Origin of the sequence: Kitasatospora sp. NPDC048540 (assembly GCF_040651175.1) — a bacterium.
Classification (GTDB): Bacteria; Actinomycetota; Actinomycetes; order Streptomycetales; family Streptomycetaceae; genus Kitasatospora.
The window spans coordinates 22919-45544 of record NZ_JBEZIR010000040.1 but is presented as its reverse complement, the minus strand read 5'-3'; the positions used below and the strand labels follow the sequence as shown (position 1 = coordinate 45544).

At 73.6% G+C, this 22626-nt stretch carries 16 protein-coding genes and 1 riboswitch; of the genes, 10 read left to right on the top strand and 6 right to left on the bottom strand.

Features of this window, described 5'->3' with window-relative positions:
* The first annotated feature begins 124 nt into the window (after positions 1-124).
* Positions 125-2731, top strand: coding sequence for a SpoIIE family protein phosphatase (locus tag AB0D08_RS17945; protein WP_359889803.1), 2607 nt, complete (start codon positions 125-127; stop codon positions 2729-2731).
* Positions 2732-2786: 55 nt separating this feature from the next.
* Here the strand turns inward: AB0D08_RS17945 and AB0D08_RS17940 are convergent, their stop codons facing one another.
* On the bottom strand, positions 2787-3659 hold the full coding sequence (locus AB0D08_RS17940; protein WP_359889800.1) for a glutathione S-transferase C-terminal domain-containing protein: 873 nt from the start codon (positions 3657-3659) through the stop codon (positions 2787-2789).
* A 518-nt stretch (positions 3660-4177) separates the two neighbouring features.
* On the opposite strand from AB0D08_RS17940, the gene AB0D08_RS17935 reads away from it, so the two are divergent.
* The 3 genes from AB0D08_RS17935 (at position 4178) to AB0D08_RS17925 (ending at position 6757) form a co-directional block, all read left to right on the top strand.
* Positions 4178-5038, top strand: coding sequence for an SMP-30/gluconolactonase/LRE family protein (locus tag AB0D08_RS17935; protein WP_359889797.1), 861 nt, complete (start codon positions 4178-4180; stop codon positions 5036-5038).
* Between the two features lie 300 nt (positions 5039-5338).
* Positions 5339-5974, top strand: a complete 636-nt coding sequence (locus tag AB0D08_RS17930) for a hypothetical protein (protein WP_359889794.1) — start codon at positions 5339-5341, stop codon at positions 5972-5974.
* 228 nt (positions 5975-6202) lie between these two features.
* Entirely contained in the window at positions 6203-6757 is a 555-nt protein-coding gene (locus tag AB0D08_RS17925; RefSeq protein WP_359889791.1) for a hypothetical protein, read from the top strand.
* A gap of 144 nt (positions 6758-6901) precedes the next feature.
* Here AB0D08_RS17925 and AB0D08_RS17920 read toward each other — a convergent pair whose 3' ends face one another.
* The 3 genes from AB0D08_RS17920 to AB0D08_RS17910 form a co-directional block, all read right to left on the bottom strand.
* Positions 6902-7786 carry a protein phosphatase 2C domain-containing protein gene (locus AB0D08_RS17920; RefSeq protein WP_051813107.1) on the bottom strand — a complete coding sequence of 295 codons (885 nt, stop codon included), beginning with the start codon at positions 7784-7786 and terminating at the stop codon, positions 6902-6904.
* 8 nt (positions 7787-7794) lie between these two features.
* Positions 7795-9267: an HlyD family efflux transporter periplasmic adaptor subunit gene (locus tag AB0D08_RS17915; RefSeq protein WP_359889788.1), complete on the bottom strand. Its 1473-nt coding sequence runs from the start codon at positions 9265-9267 to the stop codon at positions 7795-7797.
* Positions 9268-9354: 87 nt separating this feature from the next.
* The gene (locus tag AB0D08_RS17910; RefSeq protein WP_033822084.1) at positions 9355-10584 is read right to left on the bottom strand and encodes an NAD-dependent epimerase/dehydratase family protein; all 1230 of its coding nucleotides are present in this window, start codon (positions 10582-10584) and stop codon (positions 9355-9357) included.
* A gap of 670 nt (positions 10585-11254) precedes the next feature.
* Between AB0D08_RS17910 and AB0D08_RS17905 the strand changes: the two genes are divergently transcribed.
* On the top strand, positions 11255-13204 hold the full coding sequence (locus AB0D08_RS17905) for a glycosyltransferase (protein WP_359889785.1): 1950 nt from the start codon (positions 11255-11257) through the stop codon (positions 13202-13204).
* Complete coding sequence (locus AB0D08_RS17900; protein WP_359889782.1) at positions 13201-14157, top strand: hypothetical protein; 957 nt, start codon at positions 13201-13203, stop codon at positions 14155-14157. The genes AB0D08_RS17905 and AB0D08_RS17900 overlap by 4 nt, the downstream gene beginning before the upstream one ends.
* A gap of 52 nt (positions 14158-14209) precedes the next feature.
* On the opposite strand, the gene AB0D08_RS17895 is transcribed toward AB0D08_RS17900, so the two are convergent.
* Entirely contained in the window at positions 14210-14731 is a 522-nt protein-coding gene (locus AB0D08_RS17895; RefSeq protein ID WP_033822081.1) for a hypothetical protein, read from the bottom strand.
* Between the two features lie 350 nt (positions 14732-15081).
* Here AB0D08_RS17895 and AB0D08_RS17890 point away from each other — a divergent pair, with 350 nt between their 5' ends.
* Positions 15082-16503 (top strand): MFS transporter, encoded by a 1422-nt coding sequence (locus AB0D08_RS17890; protein WP_359889779.1) that lies wholly within the window; start codon positions 15082-15084, stop codon positions 16501-16503.
* Positions 16504-16582: 79 nt separating this feature from the next.
* Here the strand turns inward: AB0D08_RS17890 and AB0D08_RS17885 are convergent, their stop codons facing one another.
* A complete protein-coding gene (locus tag AB0D08_RS17885) occupies positions 16583-17986 on the bottom strand; it encodes a short-chain fatty acyl-CoA regulator family protein (protein ID WP_359889776.1) in 1404 nt (467 codons plus the stop codon).
* 340 nt (positions 17987-18326) lie between these two features.
* Here AB0D08_RS17885 and aceA point away from each other — a divergent pair, with 340 nt between their 5' ends.
* From aceA to AB0D08_RS17870, 3 genes are all read left to right on the top strand, one after another.
* On the top strand, positions 18327-19619 hold the full coding sequence (aceA, locus tag AB0D08_RS17880; RefSeq protein ID WP_359889773.1) for an isocitrate lyase: 1293 nt from the start codon (positions 18327-18329) through the stop codon (positions 19617-19619).
* A gap of 149 nt (positions 19620-19768) precedes the next feature.
* Positions 19769-21382 carry a malate synthase A gene (gene aceB, locus AB0D08_RS17875; protein WP_359889770.1) on the top strand — a complete coding sequence of 538 codons (1614 nt, stop codon included), beginning with the start codon at positions 19769-19771 and terminating at the stop codon, positions 21380-21382.
* Positions 21383-21460: 78 nt separating this feature from the next.
* On the top strand, positions 21461-22327 hold the full coding sequence (locus tag AB0D08_RS17870; RefSeq protein WP_359889767.1) for a 3-hydroxybutyryl-CoA dehydrogenase: 867 nt from the start codon (positions 21461-21463) through the stop codon (positions 22325-22327).
* Positions 22328-22494: 167 nt separating this feature from the next.
* A riboswitch (cobalamin riboswitch) is annotated at positions 22495-22615 on the top strand.
* The last annotated feature ends 11 nt before the right edge of the window (positions 22616-22626 follow it).

The window sequence follows — 22626 nt, the reverse complement described above, 5'->3', positions numbered from 1 at the left end:
CCGCGCCGGAGCGGGCCACCGCCGCCCGTCGCGCCCTCCCGCCGGGTCCCGCCGACCCTCGCCGGGTCCGGCCGCCGTCGGGTCCGCCTTGACAGTGGCGTCCGCCGGACGTAGAGCGGGAAGCATGAACCGGCACGAACCGGTGGGGCCAGCGGGACCGCAGGCCGGGAGCAGCACGGCCACCCGGCCGGACTCGGGCACCGCGCCGGGCGGCGCCCGTCCCGGCGGGCCGGCCGGGACCGCGGACGCCGACGGTGTGACGGCGGAGTGCGAGGACGCGCTGGTGGCGGCCGTCGTCAAGGCCATCAGGGAGACCGGCGGCCACGCCGGGAGCGTCTTCCTCCGCTCCCGGGACAACCGTTCGATCGTGCTGGCCGCCACCTGCGGGGCCTCGCCGTCCCTGCTCGGCGGCTGGCGGCTGATCCCGGTCAACAGCCCCATTCCGGTGGCCGCGGCCTACCGGTCCGGGCGGACGGTCCACCTGGCCGACGCGGACGAGACGGCGCGGCGCTATCCGCAGCTCGCGGTGGCCCTGCCGTACGCGTTCGGCTCGGCGTCGGTACCGGTCGGGGCCGGGCAGGAGCGCCTCGGGGCCATGGCGGTGGTCTGGTCGGCGCCACCCGGCCACGCGGGACTGTCCAGGGCCCAGCTGCGCCACCTGCGGGCCATCGCCAACCGGCTCGGCACCGCCCTCGCCACCCTCCGGGAGCGCGGCGCCGCCTTCGACTACGACGGCTCGACGGTGCCCATCGAGGTCCCGGCCCCGACCGCACCGGCCGTGCGCGTCGGACTGTTCGACTGGCGGCTCGACACCGGGACCGTGTCCGCCGACGACGAGCTGTGCGCGATCTTCGGCCTGGCACCCGGTGCCTTCGACGGGCGCGCCGACTCGCTCGCCGCCCGGCTGCACCCCGGCGACCGGGTCTCGCTCCGGGCCACGGCCCGCGCGGCCGTCGCGGACGGCCGGGTGCTCGCCCGGCGGCTGCGGATCCGCGCCGACGACGGGTACCGCACCGTCGAGCTGTGGGGCCGGGTGCCCGAGGCGCCCGGCGAGGAGGCGCGCAGCCACCTGGTCGGTTGCGTGCTCGACGCCGCGGCCGGTACCGCGGCCGTCACCGCGGTGGAGCGGCTGCGGGACGGACTCTTCTCGCTCGCCCCGGACGGGCGGGTGACCTACGCCAATCGCAGCCTGGAGGAGCTGCTCGGGGTCCGGCGCGGGGAGCTGCTCGGCCGCCGCCCGTGGGAGGTCCTGCCCTGGCTGTCCGATCCCATCTACGAGGACCGGCACCGGGCCGCGATGGTCTCGCAGCAGCCCACCACCTTCCTGGTCCGCCGCCAGCCCGACCGGTGGCTCGCCTTCTCCCTGCACCCGGACGAGAACGGCGTGACCGGCCGGGTGGTGCCGTCCGGGCCGCCGCAGTCACCGCCGGAGGTGGCAGACCCGCCGGTCGGCTCCGGCAGGACCTCGGTCTCCCCCGGGCCCGGGAGCCCCGCGCCCGACCCGCCGCCGACCGCGGCCGCGCCCGCACGCCTGGGCGCCATCTACCGGGTCCTGCAACTGGGCAGCGCCCTGACCGAGGCCGTCACCACGGGTCAGGTGTGCGAGGTCGTCGGCGACCAGCTGCTGCCGGCCTTCGGCGGACAGCACCTGGCCATCTACGTGATCGCCGAACACCGGCTGCACCTGCTGTTCAACACCGGCCACCACGACCGCTTCCTGCACTGGCTGGAGGGCAAACCCCTCGACACCCCGCTCCCCGGGACGGAGACACTGGCCCCCGGCGTACCCCTGTTCGTCGAGTCCCGGCAGGACCTCACCGGCGCCGCTCCGGCCCGCGCCATGGAGGGCGTCGGGGCCTGGGCCTACCTGCCGCTGATCGCCTCCAACCGTCCGGTCGGCACCTGCATCATCGGCTTCGACGAGATCCACCACTTCACCACCAAGGACCGCGGCATCCTCACCGCGTTGAGCGGTCTGATCGCCCAGGCCCTCGAACGCGCCCGGCTCTACGACACCAAGTCCGCCCTCGCCCACGGCCTGCAGACCGCGCTGCTGCCCCACCGCCTGCCGGTCCTGCCGGGTATCCGCACCACCGGCCGCTACCTGCCCGGCACCAGCGAGATGGACATCGGCGGCGACTGGTACGACGTGATCCCCACCGCGGACGGCGTGGCCCTGGTCATCGGGGACGTCGAGGGCCACAGCGTCGCCGCGGCCGGCACCATGGGCCAACTGCGCAGCGCCGTAAGGGCTTTCGCGACGGCCGGCCACTCCCCCGGCGACGTGCTGGCCGGGACCAACCGGCTGCTGGCCGACCTCGGCCCCGGGCTGCTCGCCAGCTGCTGCTACATCCGCATCGAACCGGGCACCGACCATGCGTACGCCGTCCGCGCCGGGCACTGCCCGCCGCTGCTGCGCCTTGCCGACGGCAGCACCGAGGCGCTGGAGCTGGCGGGCGGCCCGCTCCTGGGCGTCGACAGCGCCAGCACCTATCCGCAGACCCGGCTGGACCTTCCCCCGGGCTCGGTCCTCGCCCTCTACACCGACGGCCTGGTCGAGGAGCGCGGCACCGACATCGACCTGGGCATCGACCAGCTGCGGGCCGCCCTGGCCCACGCCCGCGCCGCGGACCTCGAGGAGCTCGCCGACCAGCTGCTGCGCAAGGCCCTGCGCTCCCCGCACCGTACGGACGACATCGCCCTGCTGCTCACCGCGTTCCGGCCCGGGTGACCCGCCGGCTCGGGTCAGCGGCACCGACGACTCCTGCGGGGAGCGCGGTGGCGCGTCAGCCGGAGTGCACCCGCCCCTGGGCGTGCTCCGCCCAGTCGACGATCCGGATGGCCGCTCCGGCGGCCTCCTCGCCCAGGCACCGGGCGTGGTGGCGGCGGGCGATGGCGTCCAGGTCGAGGTGGCGGCCGAAGGCGGGGTGTCCGGCCAGCCGGCGGGCGTGGGCCCAGAGCCGGGGATGGTCGGCGATGAGCTGGACGGCGGCGGCGTCCAGGTGCCAGCGGTGCACGGTGTCCAGCCGTACCAGGGTCACCCAGAGTTCCACGTCCGCGAGGGTCAACTCCTCGCCGAGCAGGTGGCTGCGGGTGCCGAGCCGCCGCTCGAGCTCGCCGAGGCCGTCGAGCAGGGTCCGCAGTGCCGTCGCGCGCTCGGCGGGGGTGGCGTCGGAGCGGCCCGCGCGCTGCGCCGGGGCGTTGATGCTGAGCTCGCACAGCTGCCGGACGGCATCGATAGCCGTCTCCAGGCCGTGCGGGTACAGGTCCGGGTGGACGTCGGGGCCCGGGCCGGGGAAGCGCCGGGCCAGGTCGGTGAGGATCTCGACGGGGTCGGTGCTGACGATCCGTCCGCTCCAGCTGTCGCTGAGCACCGGCGCCCCGGCCGGCCCGGGGTACTGGTGCGCGCTCGCGTCGTACAGCTGTCGCAGCGCCAGGTATCCGCCGTCACCGTCGTCCGGCAGTGCGGGCAGCACGGTCACCGGGAGGGTGTCCTCGAGGCCGAGCAGGCTGTGGGTGACGGCGATCTGCAGACAGTGCGGACAGGACGGTGTGAGGTGGAGCCGGTAGCGGTGCGGTACGGGGTAGTACCCGCTGCGGGCGTCGTGGCCGATCCTCCCGCGGAGGGCGGGCACGGCGGACGGGGACGTGGCGGACATGGGTCTCCCAGGGTCGGGGGTACGCGGACACGCGCGTACGACGCATCGGGTGAGGGGAGGCGCGGGCCTCGGGGCGTGCGAGGGCGGCCGCCCGGGGGGATCAGAAGAGAGTGGCCGCCGGGCCGTGGGGAGCAGGCGCTCGACCCATGCTGCTGCAGACCCGTTGCAGGTCGATGTGGCGACGGCTCGTCAGCGTCGGGAGCAGCCGGACAGCGTGGGCCGAGCCATCGGTGACCGGCTCCGCACGCCTCACGGCTCTCCCACCCAGGTTCGACGAGTCCTGTGTCGGAGTGTCATCCCGCGCCCGCGCCGCGTCAAGGGCCCCGACGGCGGCGGGCGGTCCGTCCCGCATGGTGGGACGGATAAGCTCACCCCGCGGGAGAGGCACGGCCGGCCGACCGACTGCGGCTCCGCATCCGGCCGGGTGTCACCTCCGCCACCTTGGCCGCCGGTGACATCCTGGTCCGGCCACTCACCCGACCCCGCCCCCGTTCGCCCCACCGCCTCCGAGGAGCCGCATGCGCGCCGAACCCGCCGACCTCCACCGCCTCGACCTCGGCGAGGGCCCCACCTGGGACGCCGCGACCGGCCGCCTCTACTGGATCGGCATCCCCGACCGCCGGCTGCGCTGGCTGGACCACCGCACCGGCGCCACCGCCGGCCTCGAACTCCCGGTGATGCCAGGTGCTTTGGCGCCCGCCCGGGACGGCCGGGTCCTGCTCGCCACCGAGCGCGGCTTCGAACTCCTCGACACCGCCGACGGCACGAGCCGCCTGCTCGCCCCGGTCGAGGCCGACCGCCCGGACCGGCGGATGAACGACGGCGCCTGCGACCCGTACGGGCGGATGGTCGCCGGCACCATGCGGACCACCGAACCACTGGCCGACGGCCGCCTCCACCGCCTCGAGCCCGACGGCACGGTCACCACCGTCCTCGGCGGCCTCGCCGTCCCCAACGGCCTCGCCTGGCCCGAACCCGACCGGCTCTGGTACATCGACAGCCCGACCCGCCGGATCGACCTCTACGAGTACCCCGAACACGGCCCGGTCGGCCCCCTCATCCGCTCCCTCGACGTCTCCCACCTCCCGGGGGTGCCCGACGGCATGACCCTGGACGCCGACGGCAACCTCTGGGTCGCGTTCTGGGACGGCGCCGCCGTCCACTGCCTCACCCCGACCGGCCGCCTGCTCGCCACCGTCGAGTTCCCGGTCCCCCGCCCCACCAGCTGCACCTTCGCCGGCCCCGACCTCACCACCCTCTACATCACCACCGCCCGCACCACCCGTACCACCCCCGACACCCCTGACGACCCGTCCGGCCGCCTCTTCCGCCTCGACCACACAACCCCCGGCCGCCCCGACCACCCCTGGAACGAATAGCCCGGGCTGGGCGCGGAACCGGCTCTCGTTCATCGGACGCCCGGCGCGGACCTGAACGCGGAACGCCGTCCCTGCGGTGCCGTTGGAGCGGCTGGTCCTGAGCTGAGTACCCTGGAGATCCGCGCCCGGCAAGCGGGTGCCGAGCGCGGAGCACCGGTGCCGCTGTGGCGAGGACGGCTGCTCCTGCCCGCTGCGGCAGCAGGCCGCCCGGTGACCCACGACCACCAGCCGGTCCCTGATCGACAGGTCCCCGGCGTATTCGGGAGGCGCTACGGGCGTGGATCCGGAACACTTCGCCGAGTGATAGTGCTGCATCCCGTCCTGGAGATCTACCCCGCCGACGACTTCGACCTCTGGCCCATCGCCGAGATCGAGCAGTTCGGCTTCCTGCCGCTCAGCGGTGAGCTCTCACCCGCAGAGGTCGGGACGGCGGTGATGCGCATCGCGGGTTGCAATGACATCGACCCCGACGGCGACCGCCCGCCTCGCCCGCCGGACGCACTCGGCTCGTTCCTCCACGGACTGCTGACCTTCGACGACCTCTTCGCGGCCGGCGGCCTGCGGGTCACCGACGAGTCCACAGGCGTCGTCTTCCTGCCCGGATGCTGCGACGGACTGGAGGACTGGCGCGACTGGCACACGTTCGTCGACGAGGGCGGCCTCCTCGGCTTCGGTCACGACCCCGTGTCACCGGTGACGGAGCGCTTCGGCCACGCCGTCCGGCTCACCGTCAATGCCGAGCAGAACGACAGTCCGGTGATCGAACTGTCCGTCACCGAACTCCGCCGCCTGCTCGCCGGCGCGGAGCGCGACCTGGCCGAGTTCCTCGCGCTGGCGGCCGACTGGGCCCGCCGGTACCTGCCCGACCACTACGGTCCCGTCACAGCCGCCCTCGCCCGCGTTCTCGACCTTCCCACGCCGGCCACTCCGTCGTAGCCGTAGAACGGCGGACCTGGTTTCGATGGCGATGAAGGCGGCCTCCGGCTGGCCATCGCGTGCGACGCCGTGACCAGGTCGCGGTGGACCTGCCTGGGCATTTCGGCGGGCCCTGGCGAGATTTTCGCGACCGAAGATCGTCATTGCCCCGTCACCGACCACACCGAAGGAGCATGTCAGCCGTGGCAGACGCCGGAGTCACCTATGACGAGATCGGATGATGAGGTCGTGATCTCCGAGGAACGCGCTGTCGAGCTCGTCGAGTCCTTCCTGGCCGTCGAGTTGCAGACGTGGCCGTGGAGCGGGCCCGCCCCTACACCGGGCGTCTACCACGTGGAGGAGCGCGTGGTCGGCTGGCTCGTCTTCTGGCGCTCGGCGGAACAGGCCCGCGCCCGCACCCGTGAGATGAGTGGCAGCTTCGTCGGCGGTCACGTTCTGGTGGACCGCCACGATGGGAGCATCCACTACGTGCCCGCCGCCGGTTGGGAGGACGAGGGCTGGGAGGAGCAGTACCTCCTGCGGATCAAGGGCATCGGGCAGCCTGATCAACTGGCCTGCGCCGTCTGCGATCTCGCCCGTTCCGCCGGCGCCGCAGCCGCGATGAAGCACCTCCGCAAGCAGGCCCCGCGGCTGAGCCTGCAGGACGCGAAGGCCTACGTCACGACAGTTCGCGATGGTGCCGAGCCACCGGAGGAGCTGGCGCGCCTCACCCGGCAGGAGCCGCAGTGGCCTCTTCCGCCCATCGAGACGCTGGCCGGTCCGCTCCGGCCGGGATCCGGCTGAGGGGCCGGACGTGGCAGGGCCCCTGCCACCTCCCCGTCCGGCTGGTCGACCAAATCGCACGGTTGTGCCATCGGGCGGCGGGTGGAACCTAGCTGCAGATCGGGAACACGGGGAGAGGGGCGGCCGATCACGGCCGAAAAGGATCTACCGGTGGCGAACTGTCACCGGTCGGAGCAGCTCGGCGGCGGCCCCGGTGGCCGCCGGATCCGTCCAGTGCGCGGCGGTCGCGTCGTCGTGCGGCTTGAGGCGGGGCCAGCGACGGCCACGCGGGTCGGAGTGCTCGGCCGCCCGTACGGCGGCCAGGAGCGTGGCGGGGCCGTCGAGGGAGAGGAGGGCGACGGTCTCGGGCCAGGTTGCGAGGTGGTAGGTGTCGACGTGGTCGGCGGCGCCGTCACTGAGCAGGGACACCGAGCGCAGGGCTGCGGCGGGGGTGGTGCCGGTGAGGGCGTGCGTGGCGGCGCGCGGGTCGCTGCCGGCCACCCAGTAGCCCCCGGCCGCGTTTCGGTGACCCAACTCCGCTGCGATGTATGCCTTTCGGGCAGCGGCGTGCCGGTCGGTGCCTAGGGCGCAGCGGTGGGCGGCGGAGCGCAGCGGGTGGAGCTCGGGGATGTGGTGCAGGCGGCGGTCGCTGACCGTCTCCGTCCCGGACCCGTCGGCGCGGGTGAGGAGGAGGGTGGAGTCGTGCAGGACGAGGTGGTCGACGTCCTCCCCGCGCTGGCGGACGATCGCGACGGTGGAGGAGGGGGTTCCGGGATGGCGCAGGTCGCAGGTGGAGCGGTGGCTGTGGGCGACGGCATCGATGGCGTCGGCCAGCAGGTCGGCGACCGGCCGATCCGCGGTGAGCAGGCCGGTGAGCAGCCGGCTACCCAACTGCCGTACGTACCAGTGGACTCCGTGACGGCAGCCGCCGCCGTCCTCGCTTGGCCCGCCGGCGCCGTCGAGCAGGACGAGGACGCCGGGGGCGGTGAGCAGGAGGTCCTGGTTGGGGATGTCGGGGCGGCCGGGCAGACTGGCCGAGGTGATGCTCATGGTCTCCTTCAGAGCAGTGCCACGTCCGCGGACATGCCGGGCATGAGGGTTTCCTGCTGGTCGTCCAGGCCGATCGTGACGTTGTAGTAGGTCGCGCCCGGCACCCGGGCGGGCTGCAACAGGATGTGGTCGACCCGTCCTGTGACGGTACGGCCGGTGGCGGGGACGGTGACGGTGGCGGCCCGGCCCTCGCGTACGTCGGCGATCCGGGATTCGGGCAGCTGGGCGGTCACGCTGAGCGGTCCGGAGTGGAGTGTGACCAGCGCGGTGTAGCCGGAGCCGGCGACCTGGTTGGTGCCCGGGGCGGGGGTGGGGACGAAGAGCTGGATGCCGGGCAGCTGGTCGACCAGGGTGCCGGACTGCGCGGCCGGGCCGGCGTAGGTGTGCACGCCTTGGGGGCCGACGGTGTCACCGGCGGCACCCGCGGTCCCGGCGACCGTACCGTCGGCCGGGGCGGTGATCGTGGTCTGTCTCAGGGCGAGCTGGTCGGCGGCGAGTTGGGCCTGGGCGGAGGCCAGCCGGGACCGGGCCTGGGCGATGGCGGCCGGGGTGAGCGGAGCGCCCTGGGAGGCCACCGTGGTCCGGGCCGCCTGGAGGACGGACTGGTTCTGTGTCAGGCGCGCCTGGAGCTGCTGCGCGTGGGCCTGCCCGGTGGACTGCAGGGTGCCGAGTTGGGCCCTGGCCTGGGCGAGTCTGGCCGTGTCCTTGTCGATCTGGCTCTGCAGGCTCTGGCAGGACTGCTGCTGGGCGGGCGCGGTTGTGGTGGTGGGTGAGGTGGCGGCGGGTGAGGCGGCGGCGGGTGAGGCGGCGGCGGGTGGAGCGGATGCCGTGACGTTCGGTTCACCGGAGGCGGCGACCGGGGAGGCGGCGGCCGCGGTGGCCGGGCAGGACCGGGTGAGGCGTGCGGTCTCGTCGTCCAGCGCGGCCTGGTCGGCGGAGATCACGCTGTTCTGTGCGGCGATGGCGTTCTCCGTGCTGACCTGGGCCAGCGCGAGGGCGCTGCGGGTGCTGTCGGCGGCGGCCTCGGCCTTGGCGATGTCCAGTTGGCCCCGGGCCTGCCGGTCGGCGGTGGTGGCCGGGTTGCCGTCCTCGGCGAGCAGCGCGGTTTCGGCGTCGACGGCGGCCTGGGCCGCGGCGAGGTTGGCGGCCGCCACGCTGCTCACCTGGGTGGCGAGCACCTGACCTGCCGTGACGTGGTCGCCGGGCTTCACGGTGAGGGTCTCGACGGTGCCGGTGTTCGGGAAGTTGAGGTAGTACGCGTGGGCCGGGGTGACCTGTCCGCTGAAGGTCACCGGCCGGGACGCGACCGCCTGGTAGGTCCGGATGCCGGCGAAGGTGGCGGCGACCGCGAGGACCAGGGCCAGGGCCACTCTCCACAGGCCCATCGGGGAGCGGGCGGGCCTGATCTCTCCGACGCCTGCCTCGCCGCCCGCGAGCGCGGCGTTCATCCCGCGCACGGGGCGCGAGGGACGGGCCATCATTCCCTGCCTCCTTCATGGGTTCGTCCCGGTCGTCGTGCTTCCGGGGGTGCTCCGCCGTCGGCGCGGCGGGTGCGGCGCGGGCCGGCGCTATGACGGGATGCGGGAGGGCGGGGCGTCCGGCAGGCCGGTGAGCAGGTCGTCGGCGGTCTCCATGCCGGGACGCCAGACCGAGCGGGCGATGATCCTGCGAGGGTCGATCCGGGAGCGGTAGCGGCCCGCGATGTTGGTGCACTCGTCCAGCAGTCCCTCGCTGAGGCTGGTCGGCTGCAGTCCGAGCGCGAGGAACTGGTCGTTGCTCACCCGGAGTTCGTTCTCGACCGCCTCCTTCCTCGGGTTGGGCAGGTTGGCCGTCTCCACCCCGGTCAGGTTGCTGACGAGCTTGGCCAGGTCGCGTACCCGGTGGACCTCGGTGACCTGGTTGAAGACCTTGGGCCGGTCGCCGGCGGCGGGCGGGTTGGCGAGGGCGATCTCGATACATCGCACGGTGTCCTGGAGGTGGATGAACGCGCGGGTCTGGCCGCCGGTGCCGTGCACGGTGAGCGGGTGGCCGATCGCGGCCTGGGCGAGGAAGCGGTTGAGCACGGTGCCGTAGTCGCCGTCGTAGTCGAAGCGGTTGACCAGCCGTTCGTCGCGGGCGGTCTGGGCGGTCTGGGTGCCCCAGACGATGCCCTGGTGCAGGTCGGTGATCCGCAGCCCGTCGTTGGCCGCGTAGAAGGAGAACATCAGCTGGTCGAGGGTCTTGGTCAGGTGGTACACGGAGCCGGGGTTCGCCGGATGGAGGATCCGGCGTTCCAGGTCGCCTTCCGGGGTGGGGACCTTGACGGTCAGGTAGCCCTCCGGGATGGGGGCGGATCCGGACCAGCCGTACCCGTAGACGCCCATGGTGCCGAGGTGCACCAAGGCCGCGTCGGTGCCGGTGGCGACCAGTGCGACCAGCAGGTTGTGGGTGGCGCGGACGTTGTTGTCGACGGTGTAGCGCTTGGCGGGGACCGAGCGCATGGAGTACGGCGCGGCGCGCTGTTCGGCGAAGTGCACGACGGCGTCGGGGCGCACTCCGGCGAGCAGCGCGGCCAGCCGCTCGTACTCGGTGGCGAGGTCCAGCCGGACGAAGCCGATCTCCCGGCCCGACACCTCGCGCCAGGCCCGCAGGCGCTCGCCGATGGGCCGGATGGGTGTGACCGACTCGGCCTCCAGCTCGAGGTCGATGGCCCGGCGGCTGAGGTTGTCGACGATGGTCACCTGGTGGCCGCGGTCGGAGAGGTGGAGGGCGGTCGGCCAGCCGCAGAATCCGTCGCCGCCCAGAATCAGGACATGCATGTGCCTACTCCCTTACGGAAATCGGAGAACAGGGCAGTGCCATGCGGAAATGTCTCACGTGAATGCGGAGCAAGAAGGTGCCCGAAGTACTTGCAGGCCGGTCCGGCGCGTGGGGCATCGGGGGCGCCGGAAAAGACCGAAAACCTACCGGAAGTGTGACGCGGCGCAGGTGAGTGCGGCCGTGAGGCGGCAGGCCATGGGGAGGTGGCCGCCGGATGCTGCACGACCTTGCCACAGCGGATGTGACATGTCCAGTACACGTCAGCCGCGGACCGGGCCCGCCCGGGCCCGCCAGGAGGCACATCACCCCAGGTCAGGGCAGTTATGTGAGGCGGGCTCAAAAACCTGAACCGCTGGCTCGACAGGGCCGGCCACCGGCAAGTCGCCCACCCCGGACCCCCTGTTGCGAATTCAACATCCCCGCCCGCCGCGCTTCGTCATGGATCCACAAAATCTCCTGCGCGACCCTGACGCCACGTGAAGAGATCGTGTATACCTGATCCGGTTCGCGCCGCGAAAGGACCGGGTCGTGGAATTGGGAATTCCGTGTACGTTCGTCGGCGAGGCCGCCGCCGGACCACAGGCGTGTTTCGTCGGGATCGTGGACGAACACCCAGCTCGTCCGGCCCGTCCGCCTCGGACCGGCCGTCACGGGACGGAGGGCTGAGCGATGCTGCACCCGGACGTCGTCGCACTGCTCACCGCCGACACCCTCCTGCTGCTCCTGGCGGTCCGCTGGCCGCTGGCCCGGCGCTTCGACGACTCCGACCGCGGATCCGGCCGGGTGGTGCGGCTGCCGCCGTTCCGCCGCCCGTCCCTGCCGCGCGCGCTGGCCTTCCTGTCGGTCGCCGCCGCCGTCAGCACGGCGATCGTCGCCGTCCGCCACCCCCGGCTCGACCAGGCGTACCACTCACTGGTCGCCGACGTCCTGTCCGCCGCGGACGGCGATCCCCACCTGGCCGCCGCGTACGCGCACAGCCTCCCGCCACTCGTACCGGCCGCCGTGGTCGGCTACCTGATCACCGTCGCGGTGGTCCTTCCGGCCACCCCCGGCCGCCGGCTGATGATCCTGGCGCACGCCCCGGTGTTCCTCGGGATGTCCGTCCTCGCCGAGTGCTGCGCCGCGCTGCTCGCGACGGCGACCGGGCTGCCGCTCGGCCCCGTCCCGCTGGTCGCCCTCGTCCTCCAGTCCACCCTCGGCTACCTGCTGGTCTACCGGCTCGCCTTCACCACCTTCCGGCTGCCGCGCCCGACCCCGCTACCGGCGCGGCGGCACCGCGACTGGCCGGACAGCGCGGTCCTGACGCTCTGCCTGCTCGCCGCGCTGGCACTGGTCGGCGCTGCGGCACTGGTTCTGCTGCGACAGGTCGCCGGCCATCCGCTGGCGGGGTTCCTCGTCCTGGCCGGCCTCCGCTTCTCCGTCTTCGACGTGATGCTGATCCTGCTCGCACTCGTCGGCCTGCTCGGCCCGCGCCGATCGCACCGGCCCGCCAACGACCGCCCCGCCGTCGAGGTGATCGTGCCCGCCTACAACGAGGCCTCGGTGATCGAACGGCTGCTGCGCTCGATCGACCGCGCCGCGGCGGCGTACGGCGGGCCGGTGCGGGTCGTCCTGTGCGACGACGGCTCCACCGACGGCACCCGGGCGCTGGCCGAGGCGGCCGTCGCGGCCTTCACCAGCGCCACCGGCGAGGTGATCCAGGGCCCCCACGCGGGCAAGGCCAGGGCACTGAACCTGGCGCTGGAACGCTGCACGGCGGAGTTCGTCTACCGCGTCGACGCCGACTGCGCACTCGACCCCGACGCCTTCGCCCGGTCGGTCCCGCGCTTCCTCGCCGACCCGCGGGTCGGCGTGGTCGGGGCGCTCACCCTGCCCAAGGAGCCGTACACCACCTGGATCGACCGGATGCGGGCGATGGAGCAGCTGTTCACGTACGGCTTCAGCCTGGCCGCACTGAGCACCGTGGACGCCGTGCCGTGCGTCCCCGGCACCTTCTGCGGCTTCCGCCGCGAGGCGGCCGTGGAGCTCGGCGGCTTCGTCGACGGCATGTTCGGCGAGGACGCCGAATTCACCTGCGCGCTCGCGAGGTCGGGCTGGCGGGTGGTGATGGACCCGCACACGGTCTCCTACGAGGACGTACCCGTGAAACTCGGCCAGCTGCGGGTCCAGCGATTCCGCTGGGGGCTGGGCAACCTGATGAACTTCGCCCGCTTCACCCCGTTCGGCCGGGGCGCGCCCGGCCCCCGGTTCTGGTTCCAGCTGCCGAGGGCCGCCGGCGGCAGGCTGCTCTCACCGATCCACTTCTTCGTCCTGGTGCTGACCGTGCTGCACTGCACCCTGCAGCCGCTGCCCCGGCACAACCTGGCCCGTTTCGCCGTCGTCTTCCTGCTCGCGCAGCTGCCGGCGCTGGTACCGCGGATCTGCCTCGTCCTCTACTACCGCCGGGCACGGCTGCTGCTCTGGGCGCCGCTGTGGCCGGCGTTCGCCTTCCTGAAACGGTTCTTCCAGCTGGAGTCGCTGCTGGCCTGCGGGGTCCGTCCGGTCCGGCCACCGGCCGGGCTGCGCGCACCCGCGCGCGCCGACGTGCTCCACGCCCAGCCCGCCGGGCCGGCCCGGTGAAGCGCCCGTACGCGTCGGCGGCAGCCCTGCTCGCCGCGGCCGCGGTGCTGCTGGCCGGGTACCTCGTGGTCGCCGACCGGACGAGCACGCCGGCCCGGCCGCGGCCGAAGCCCTCCCCCGCACCGGGCGCCACCGCGGCGGCCGGTTCCTGGATCATCAGCGGCCGGACCCTGGGAAGGCTGCTGGCCGCCGACCCCACCGGCCGGACCACCGCCCGGTCCTTCGACACACCGGACGCCTACGTGCTCACCGGGGACGGCAACTGGGCCGTCCCCGACGGCTGGCGCTCCACACCGACCGCCAGTTTCGACAGCTACACCGCCCTCGAGTCGGCCCTGACCGGCAACCGGCTGGACCCGCGGATCCGAGCGGTGCTCTACGACAACGAACACTGGCCGCAGACCCCGGCCGCGGAGCAGGCCGACCCGGTCCGCTACGACCGGATGGCCGCGGACCTGGTCCACCGTCACCACCTGCTGTTCATCGCCGCACCCGCCACCGACCTCGTCGAGGCACTGCGCCCGGGCACCGCCAGCGGCGCCTTCGACACCTTCCTGAAGCTCGGGCTGGCCGGCGAGATCGCACGCGACGCCGATGTGCTGGACCTCCAGGCCCAGGGCGCGGAGGACAACCCGACGCTGTTCGCCTCCTTCGTGGCGGCCGCCACCGCCCAGGCCCGCCGCGCCAATCCCCGGATCAAGGTGCTCGCCGGCCTGAGCACCAACCCTTCGGGCCGGGCCGTCGGCGCCGCACAGATCGACCGGGCCGCCCGGGCCGTACGCTCCACGGTCGACGGGTACTGGCTCAACGACCCGGCCGCCTCCGCCGCCTGCCCCGGCTGCACGGGCCCCTACCCGCGCACCGCCCTGGACACCCTGCGCGGACTCGGCGAGGAACCACGGGAACCGGCGCCGGCGCCGGCCCCCACCGGCAGCGGCACCGGCACCGGGTAAGGCCGGGACGCGTCGCATCCGCCGGGGCGCGGTCGTACCGGCGTGGGCCGGGTCAGTGTCCGAGGGCCGCCTTCGCCGCCACCAGGACCAGTCCGAGGACCAGGTTGGCCAGGCCCTCGACGGCGACCTCGGTGCGGGAGGCTCCGGCGTGGACGGCGCCCAGGCAGGCCCACGCGACCAGCTGCGCCACCGCCACGCTCAGCGCGAACCACGCGGCACCGCTCAGCCCCAGCCCCAGCACGGGGCTCACCGCCACGGCCACCGCGGGCAGCACCGCCGCCTCGACGATCGGCCACTCGTGCCGGCCCACCCGGCGGATCTCGGCCCAGCCGGGCCGCCGGCCGACCCGGCGCTCCCCGGCCAGGTTCGCGTAGGCGTGGGCGGCCCAGAACACCAGGCCGGTCACCAGGAGCAGCACCACGGTCTGCAGTCGGGGGAAGTCACCGACCGCGCTGGCCGTGGCGATCACGGACGCCGCGAGGAGCGACCCGTACAGGGCCCCGGCGTAGTCGCTCCGCGATGGTGCCCGGCCCGTCGGGTCTGGCCTGCGCGGCCAGGGGATGATGCGGTGCACCACCTCAATCTACGCACGCCCGGCGACGCAGGCCGGGTGCCGCGCGCGGCACGGCGAGGCGGCGATGGCGCCGCCGCGCCGCCGTCGCACCCGAGCGGCCGCGCCCCCGCGCGTCCTCCGTCCTCCGCCGCGCACCTGGTGGGAAAGTACGAGCACGGGCGGGGCCAGGCCGTTCACCCGGGGCAGGCGCCGCGTTCGGCTCTCCCGAAGCGGTGGACGTGCGAGTGCGAGGGAGACTTCCATGAGCGCCTACCCGGCAATCGCCAGCCACGCCGACCACGCCGACCCTTCCGGCGAGGCGATCGGCCGCTCGGCCGAACGGCTCGACCGGGCGGGCGCCGGGGGCAGCGATGAGTGACACCGCCCCGGGCACACCCAACGCCCTGCGGCGGGTCATCGCGCCGCTCGCCCTCGCCCAGTTCATCTGCAGCTTCGCCGGCTCGAACATGAACGTGATGATCAACGACATCAGCGAGGACCTCGACACCACCGTGCAGGGCGTGCAGGTCGCCATCACCGTCTTCCTGCTGGTGATGGCCGCGCTGATGATCCCGGGCGGCAAACTCACCGACCGCTACGGCCGCAAGCGGTGCCTGCTGGTCGGCCTGGTCGTGTACGGGGTCGGCGCCCTGCTGAGCGCCGCCGCGCCGGGCCTGGGCGTCCTCATCCTCGGCAACTCGATCCTCGAAGGCGTCGGCACGGCCCTGCTCATCCCACCCGTCTACATCCTCACCACCCTGCTCTTCACCGACCTGACCTCACGCGCCAAGGCCTTCGGGACGATCATGGCGCTCGGCGGAATCGGCGCGGCGGCCGGCCCGCTGATCGGCGGACTGATCACCTCGGCGATCAGCTGGCGGGCCGCCTTCGTGTTCCAGGCCCTGGTCATCGCCGTGATCATCCTGCTCAGCCGCCGGATCGAGGACCCGCTCCCACCGGACCCGACCCGCCCGTTCGACACCGTCGGCACCGTGCTCTCCGCCGTCGGACTGGTCCTCGTCGTCACCGGCATCCTGGCCGCCGACGACAACATCTGGCTGATGCTCGCCCTGCTCGTCCTCGGCGCGCTCTTCCTGGCGGGCTTCTTCTACTGGGTCCGCGCGAGGGAGCGGGCGGGCAAGGAAGCGCTGCTGTCCACCAGCCTGTTCCGCAGCCGCACCTCCGATCTCGGGCTGGTCACCCAGAACACCCAGTGGCTGCTCCTGATGGGCGTGTCCTTCACCGTGGCGTCCTACCTCCAGGTCGTCCGCGGATACGACGCCATCCAGACCGGCGTGATCTTCACCGCCGCCACCCTCGGCATCCTCGCCACCTCCCTGGCCGCCGAACGGCTCGCCCGGCGCTACGCCCAACGCACCCTCATCCTGGCCGGATTCGCCGGCACCATCGCCGGGATCCTCGTACTCATCCTGATCGTCGGCGGCTCCCCCAGTCCCCGGGCCTTCGCCCCCGGGCTGCTCCTGATCGGCCTCGGTCTCGGCCTGATGCTCACCCCCTCGGTCAACATCGTCCAGTCCAGCTTCCCCGAGGAGCAGCAGGGCGAGATCTCGGGCCTGTCCCGCAGCATCTCGAACCTCGGGTCCTCCCTCGGCACCGCCGTCGCCGGCACCATCCTGGTCGCCGGCCTCACCAGCCACGCCTACGCCGCCGCGATGATCACCCTGGCAGCCGTCGGCCTCGTCGGCCTGGCCGCCGCCGCCCTCCTGCCGCCCGCCCCCACCACCGCCACCCCAGACCGGTACGCCGGGCCCACCCGCACCCCGGGCCACTGACGGAGGGTGCGCACCAGGGCGCCCCCGCCCGACGTTCCGGGCGGATGCCGCGCGCCCGGCGGGAGTTGCCGGCTACGGCCTACGGTTGCGGATCGGTGCGCACGGCGTACGGGACGAAGGTGCTGGTGTGCTCGTCGACGGCCAGGGCCCGGCCGATGGCGGGGGCGGAGCGCTGGGGGCAGGCGGGGCGTTCGCAGACCTTGCAGCCGAGCCCGATCGGGGTGGCGGCGGCTTCGTCGCCGAGGTCCAGGCCGGCCGCGTACACCAGCCGGCCGGCGTGCCGGAGCTCGCAGCCCAGGCCGACGGCGAAGGTCTTGCCGGGCCGGCCCCAGCCGCCGGGTGAGCGGGTGACGGCGCGGGCGGTCCACAGGTAGCGGCGGCCGTCCGGCATGGCGGCGACCTGGACGTGGACCCGGCCCGGCGCGGCGAAGGCGTCGTAGACGTTCCACAGCGGGCAGGTGCCGCCGGTGCGGGAGAAGTGGAAGGCCGTGGCGGACTGCCGCTTCGAGACGTTCCCGGCGCGGTCGACCCGGACGAAGGAGAACGGCACCCCGCGCCGGCCGGGGCGCTGGAGGGTGGAGAGCCGGTGGCAGACGGTCTCGTAGCCGACGCCGAAGTGGTCGGCGAGGTGCTCGATGTCGTAGCGGGCGGCCTCCGCCGCGTCGTGGAAGACCCGGTACGGCAGGACGAGGGCGGCGGCGAAGTAGTTCGCGAGGCCGATCCGGGTGAGCGAGCGGGCGGTGGAGCCCTCGGGGCTGTCCTGGGCGGCGAGTTCGGACAGCAGGGAGTCGTGTTCCAGGTAGGCCAGCTGGGTGGCCATCCGGAAGGCCTGCTGGCCGGGTCGCAGCCGGTCGGACAGGTGCAGGGTCCGGGTCCGCCCGTCGTACCGGTGCAGGTCCTCGCTCCCGGTGGCGATCCGGACCCGGTGCCCGTCGGCCAGCCGTTCGGCCAGGGCCTCCCGCACCCCGCCGCGTCTCAGCTCGATCGTCTCGGCCAACTCCTCTGCCGCGGTGTCGAGTTCGTGGAGGTAGTTCTGGCGGCGGTAGAAGAACTCGCGGACCTGTTCGTGCGGGGTGCGGGCGTCGGCCTCGGCGCCGCGGTCCCCGGCGAGGACGGCCAGCTGCTCGGCGCTGTCCCGGCGGCCGCGGGCCAGGTCGGTGAGCAGCCGGGCGACGGCGGGCAGGCGGGCGGCGACCTCGCCGAGGTCGCCCGCGGTGATCCGGCCCGCCGCCAGCTCCTCGCCGAGGGAGTCGCGCAGTTCGGCGGTGAGCCGCGCACTGTCGGGCGGGGCGAAGTAGCCGGCCTCGACGCCGAACGCCTCGGTGAGCCGCAGCAGGACCGGCACGGTGAGCGGGCGGGCGTCGTGTTCCAGCTGGTTGAGGTAGCTGGGCGAGAGTTCGAGCAGCCGTGCCAGGGCGGCCTGGCTGAGGCCGCGGTCCTCGCGGAGGCGGCGCAGCCGGGCGCCCGCGAAGGCCTTCGCCATGGTGTCACTCCCCGGTCCGGTCGAGCCCGTCTGGTGCGGCAGCTTAACGGGGGAACGCCCCGCCGGGCCTTCGCAGTCTTCGCAGAATCTGCCGCAGCGATTCGCAGAAGTTGGCACCGGTCCATCGGTGACGGCCCGCACCGCCGGGTGGCACAGTCGGTGGTGCGGCCGGAAGGCGCCCTCGGAAACGGATAACTGCCAGGTCAGTGACGCTGGTTCGGTTTCCTGGGCGACCACGTCCCGCGGTCCCGTACCGCCGCCCGGCGCCGGCCGGCCGCCCGCGCACCCCCTCGGTGAGGTGCATCACACCCTTGGCAACAGCACTCTCGGGAGCAGACCCATGACGCAGTCGGTTCGGCAGCAGCAGGAGCAGCAGGCGGCGCGGCTGGCCGCCCGGTGGGCGTCCGACCCCCGCTGGGCGGGCATCGAGCGGACCTTCACCGCGGCGGACGTGGTGCGCCTGTCGGGCACCGTCCGCGAGGAGCACACCCTGGCCCGGCGCGGCGCCGAGCGGCTGTGGTCGCAACTGCACGAGCGGGACTACGTCCACGCGCTGGGTGCGCTGACCGGAGGTCAGGCCGTACAGATGGTGAAGGCCGGCCTGCAGGCGATCTACCTTTCCGGCTGGCAGGTCGCCGCGGACGCCAACCAGGCCGGGCAGACCTACCCGGACCAGAGCCTGTACCCGGCCGACTCCGTTCCGCAGGTGGTGCGCCGGATCAACAACGCGCTGCTGCGGGCCGACGGGATCGACGCCGCCGAGGGCAACGACGGGCCCGACTGGCTGGTGCCGATCGTCGCGGACGCGGAGGCCGGGTTCGGCGGCCCGCTGAACGCCTTCGAGCTGACCAAGGGCATGATCGCGGCCGGTGCGGCGGGCATCCACTACGAGGACCAGCTGGCCTCCGAGAAGAAGTGCGGCCACCTGGGCGGCAAGGTGCTGGTGCCCACCGCCCAGCACATCCGGACCCTGAACGCGGCCCGGCTGGCGGCGGACATCGCCGACGTGCCGACCGTCGTCGTGGCGCGCACCGACGCGCTCGCCGCCAACCTGCTGACCACCGACGTCGACGAGCGCGACGCCCGGTTCTGCACCGGCGAGCGGACCGCCGAGGGCTTCTACCGGGTCGAGCCGGGCATGGCGCCGGTGATCTCCCGCGGCCTGGCGTTCGCGCCGTACGCCGACCTGATCTGGGTCGAGACCGGTACCCCGGACCTCGCGCAGGCCCGGGAGTTCGCCGAGGCCGTCAAGGCCGAGTACCCGGACAAGATGCTGGCCTACAACTGCTCGCCGTCGTTCAACTGGAAGGCGGCCCTGGACGACGACCAGATCGCCAAGTTCCAGCGGGAGTTGGGCGCGATGGGGTACCGGTTCCAGTTCATCACGCTGGCGGGCTTCCACGCGCTCAACCACTCGATGTTCCAGCTCGCCAAGGGCTACGCGGAGAGCGGCATGACCGCCTACGTAGACCTCCAGGAGGCCGAGTTCGCGGCCGTCCCGGACGGCTACACCGCCGTCAAGCACCAGCGCGAGGTCGGCACCGGCTACTTCGACCAGGTGAGCACCGCGCTCAACCCGAACGCCGAGACGCTCGCCCTGACCGGCTCCACCGAGGCCGAGCAGTTCCACTGACCGAACCCGGCCGGCCGGCGCCCCCACCGCCGCCCGGCCGCCCCGGACCTTCGCCCGGGGTCCCGTTGAGGGACGGGGCCTGCAGGCCACCACCGCCCGGGGCCGCGCAGGGAGACGCGGCCCCGGGCCCCACCTTCCTGGAGAGCCGGATGACCCTGACCAGCCGTACCGAGATCCTCGGCGCCCCCGAGGACCGGTTCGAGGAGATCCTCACCCCCGAGGCACTGCGCTTCCTGACCCGGCTGCACGACGCCTTCGCCGGGCGGCGCGACGGCCTGCTCGCCGAACGCGTCCGCCGCGCCGCCGAACTGGCCGCGACCGGCACCCTGGACTTCCTCCCGGAGACCCGCGCCGTCCGGGAGGACCCCACCTGGCGGGTGGCCGGCGCCGGTCCCGGGCTGGCCGACCGCCGGGTGGAGATCACCGGCCCGCCGGAGCGCCGGATGACCGTCAACGCCCTCAACTCCGGTGCCAGGGTCTGGCTCGCCGACTTCGAGGACGCCACCTCCCCCACCTGGCACAACCTGGTCTCCGGCCAGCTCAACCTGCTCGACGCGGTCGAGCGCCGGATCGACGACACCACCCCTGAGGGCAGGCGCTACCGGATCGGCGACACCCCCGCCACCATCGTGGTCCGCCCGCGCGGCTGGCACCTGGACGAGGCCCACCTGCTGGTCGACGGCCGCCCGGCGATCGGCGCCCTGGTCGACTTCGGCCTGTACCTGTTCCACTGCGGGCAGCGGCAGATCGACCGCGGCCACGGCCCGTACTTCTACCTCCCCAAGCTGGAGAACCACCTCGAAGCCCGGCTGTGGAACGACGTCTTCACCTTCGCCCAGGCCGAACTCGGCCTCCCGCACGGCACCATCCGCGCCACCGTGCTGATCGAGACCATCACCGCCGCGTTCGAGATGGACGAGATCCTCTACGAGCTGCGCGAGCACGCCGCCGGGATGAACGCCGGCCGCTGGGACTACCTGTTCAGCCTGATCAAGAACTTCGCCGGCCGGGGCCCCCGCTTCGTGCTGCCCGACCGCTCCTCGCTGACGATGACGCAGCCGTTCCTGCGGGCCTACACCGACCTGCTGGTGCGCACCTGCCACCGGCGCGGCGCGCACGCCATCGGCGGGATGGCCGCCGCCATCCCCAGCCGCGACCCGGACGCCAACGAGGCCGCCCTCGCCAAGGTCCGCCTCGACAAGGAGCGTGAGGCCGGGGACGGATTCGACGGCTCCTGGGTCGCCCACCCCGGTCTCGTCGCCACCTGCCGCACCGCCTTCGACGCCGTCCTCGGCGACCGGCCGAACCAGCTCGACCAGACCCGCGAGGACGTCGAGGTGACCGCGGCCGACCTGCTCGCCGTGCACCGGCTCACCGTCGGCCTGCCGAGCGAGCAGGGCCTGCGCTCCAACGTCGCCGTCGCCCTGCGCTACCTGACCGCCTGGCTCGGCGGCTCCGGCGCGGTCGCCGTCTTCGGCCTGATGGAGGACGTCGCCACCGCCGAGATCTCCCGCTGCCAGATCTGGCAGTGGCAGCACCACTGCACCCGCCTGACCGGCGGCTCGCTGGTCACCCCGGACCTGGTGCGCCGTCTGGTCGACCGGGAGCGGTCCGCCCTGCTCGCCGAGGGCGCCGACCCGGCCCTGGTGGACGACGCGGTGCGGATCCTGGAGGAGACCGCGCTCGGCGCGGACCTGCCGGCCTTCCTCACCACCGAGGCGTACGCCCGCCACCTGGTGCGCACCGCCGCCCCGGCCCTCTGACGCCCACCGTCCCCGAGCCGCAGCGACCCGCCCCGCTGCGACCCGCACCGACCCGCCCCGACCCGAAGAGGCAACCGCATGAACGACCTTCGCCGTGTCGCCGTCGTCGGCGCCGGACAGATGGGCTCCGGCATCGCCGAGGTCTTCGCCCGCGCCGGCCTGGACACCATCGTCTGCGAGAAGGATCCGGCCGCCCTGCGCGCCGCCCGCGCCCGGATCGACCGCTCCCTGCACCACGCGGCCGACCGCGGCCGGATCAGCGATCAGCAGCGCACCGCGGCCTGGGGCCACCTGATCTTCGCCGACGACCTGGAGGCACTCGCCGACCGCCAACTCGTCGTCGAGGCCGTCGTCGAGGACGAGAGCGTCAAGACCGAGATCCTCACCGCCCTCGACAAGGTCCTGGCCGACGAGCAGGCCGTCCTCGCCACCAACACCTCCGCCATCCCGGTCACCCGGCTCGGCATCGCCACCGGCCGCCCCTCGCACGTGCTGGGCCTGCACTTCTTCAACCCGGCCCCGGTGATGCCGCTGGTCGAACTGGTCGCCTCGCTGCACACCGACCCGACCGTCCTGCACCGGGTGGGGGCGTTCGTCGAGGAGGTGCTCGGCAAGCACGTCATCCGCTCGCGCGACCGGGCCGGCTTCGTCGTCAACGCCCTGCTGGTCCCGTACCTGCTGGCCGCGATCCGGATGGCCGAGGCCGGCCACGCCACCGCCGCCGACATCGACGCCGGCATGGTCCACGGCTGCGCCCACCCCATGGGCCCGCTCCAACTCGCCGACCTGATCGGCCTGGACACCGTGCAGGCCATCGCCGAGTCGATGTACGAGGAGTACAAGGAGCCGCTGTACGCCCCGCCGCCGCTGCTCGCCCGAATGGTCGAGGCCGGGCTGCTCGGCCGCAAGAGCGGAAGGGGGTTCCACCGCCACCGGCCGGTGTGACCGTACGTGACCCGCCGGTGCCCGGCCTCTGTCGCGGAGGGCCGGGCACCGGCGGAGCACGGCGGTTCCGCCGGGTCCGGCTCGGTCGTCGGCGACCGATCCGGACCCGGCGAGATGTGACGCACGCGCCATTGACCGGGCCTTTCGCCCGTCGCCATGATGGGCCGTCATGTTGTGACTCCGCCGCTGGGGGAAGTCCGGTCCGAATCCGGCGCTGACCCGCAACGGTAGGCCGCCGACGGCTGTCGGCGGCGAGCCCGAGTACCCGGCGGCGGAGGTGTGTTCCCTCCTCCCGTCGT